This window comes from Vibrio sp. A1-1, from assembly GCF_021728175.1.
In the GTDB taxonomy this organism is placed as follows: Bacteria; Pseudomonadota; Gammaproteobacteria; order Enterobacterales; family Vibrionaceae; genus Vibrio; species Vibrio diabolicus.
The window spans coordinates 1-1,583 of the sequence record NZ_JAKKCL010000050.1; the positions used below are offsets into that span (position 1 = coordinate 1).

1 protein-coding gene is annotated in these 1,583 nt (G+C 45.5%); it reads left to right on the top strand.

The genetic code is table 11. The features are described from left to right. Positions 1-103: 103 nt before the first annotated feature. Positions 104-1,530, top strand: a protein-coding gene (locus tag L3V30_RS23915) for an IS66 family transposase (protein ID WP_213972054.1) whose coding sequence is annotated in 2 segments (ribosomal slippage) — positions 104-296 and positions 296-1,530 — 1,428 coding nt in all. Because the reading frame shifts where the segments join, the coding sequence is not laid out codon by codon here. Positions 1,531-1,583 lie beyond the last annotated feature (53 nt).

The window sequence follows — 1,583 nt, forward strand, 5'->3', positions numbered from 1 at the left end:
GTAAGTGTTCACCGAGCCCATATTGACAGAAAAAGTGTGACACTCAGCACTTGATCCACTTTTGGCTATTGAGTGATCATTCCAGTGCTTCATCCTGTTTGTTATGAGCAGAAAGAAAGCCCCTAAATATCAAGAGGAACCGCCCGTAGCCTCTGACCTTAATGAAGCAAACGCACTGATTGAAGAGTTGTGGGAACAGTTGCGCCACCTTACCGATAAACAAGCAACTAACTCCAAAAATTCATCGAAACCACCTTCGTCTGACAACCCTAAGGACAAGCATGAGCGAAAAAAGATCAAAGCTCTGGTGGTCGCAATTCGAGAGGAGCTAAACAAGGCCACACCGGGCATCAACGAAAACTCTCCCCATTAAAAGATACGGATACCATTATTGATTGCTTCCCGGATGCTTGTCCTTGTTGCGCTCAGTCTGACATTGATGTTAATGATGGTCCTTACTACCGACACCAAGTCTTTGATATTCCCAAGCCCACTGTCGATATCACTGAATACCGTTTATTTTCAGGTCAATGTCGCCACTGCAAGGAAACAGTGAAAGCTCAAAAGCCTGACAATGCATCACAAGGGATTATCGGTCCCAATTTATTAAGCTACATTGGTGTGCTTGCAGGACAATATCACCTTAGCGTTCGAAAGATCCAATCACTGCTCAAAGAGCAACTCGGCACAACGTTTTCTGTTGGTGCGATTAGCGAAGCGCAAACAAAAGTCGCTTCAATGCTGACTCCATTGCATCAAGCGATAAAACAAGCGTTAAAGAAAGCGCCTTTGATTCATACTGACGAAACCTCGCATCACCGAAATGATGAACAAAGCCTTCGCTGGTGTTGGTTAGTGGCAAGTGATGACCTTGTCTATGAACAAATTCTGTATTCGCGCTCGACCTCCTCAGCGAAGAAGGTCATCGATGAAGAGTATACCGGCATTGTGGTCAGCGACCAGTGCCCAAGCTATAACTGGATAGCCGCAGACCGTCATCAGTTATGTTGGGCACATGTGAAGCGCAATCTTCAGCAAATGGCGGATTATAGTGGCGGTGGCCACACCGCTTATATTGGTAAACATCTTTGTTTGCTGACGAACGCCATTTTCCATACTCGGCATCGTTATGAACAAGATGAGTTAGATTATGTGCTGTACTTACGAAGAATGTGTAGGTTGCAGAAATCGTTCGATCATTGGTTGAGCAAAGGGACTGATGTCATGGTCAAGCGGTATCGGGGGCGGTGCAAGTTATTGCTCAAACATAGAGAGAGCTTGTGGGTTTTCCTCAAGAAAACGTCAATCCCCTTAACCAATAATGAAGCTGAGCGATGTATTAGGGGCTTTGTAATCCAAAGGAAAATCAGCTTCGGAACGACCTCGGATGCAGGCGATAAATTCCGCAGTAGGATACATACCCTCATAGAAACCTGTAAAAAACGTGGCTTATCAGCAATGTCAGTGTTGAGTGAAATCATCACGGCTGTTGTGGCGAAGAGAGCGTACCCCAACGTCTTTGATCTATAGGCGGCTCTCGCCCTCCGTTAATATCAAGTCAAGTTACCTTGGTGAACGATTAC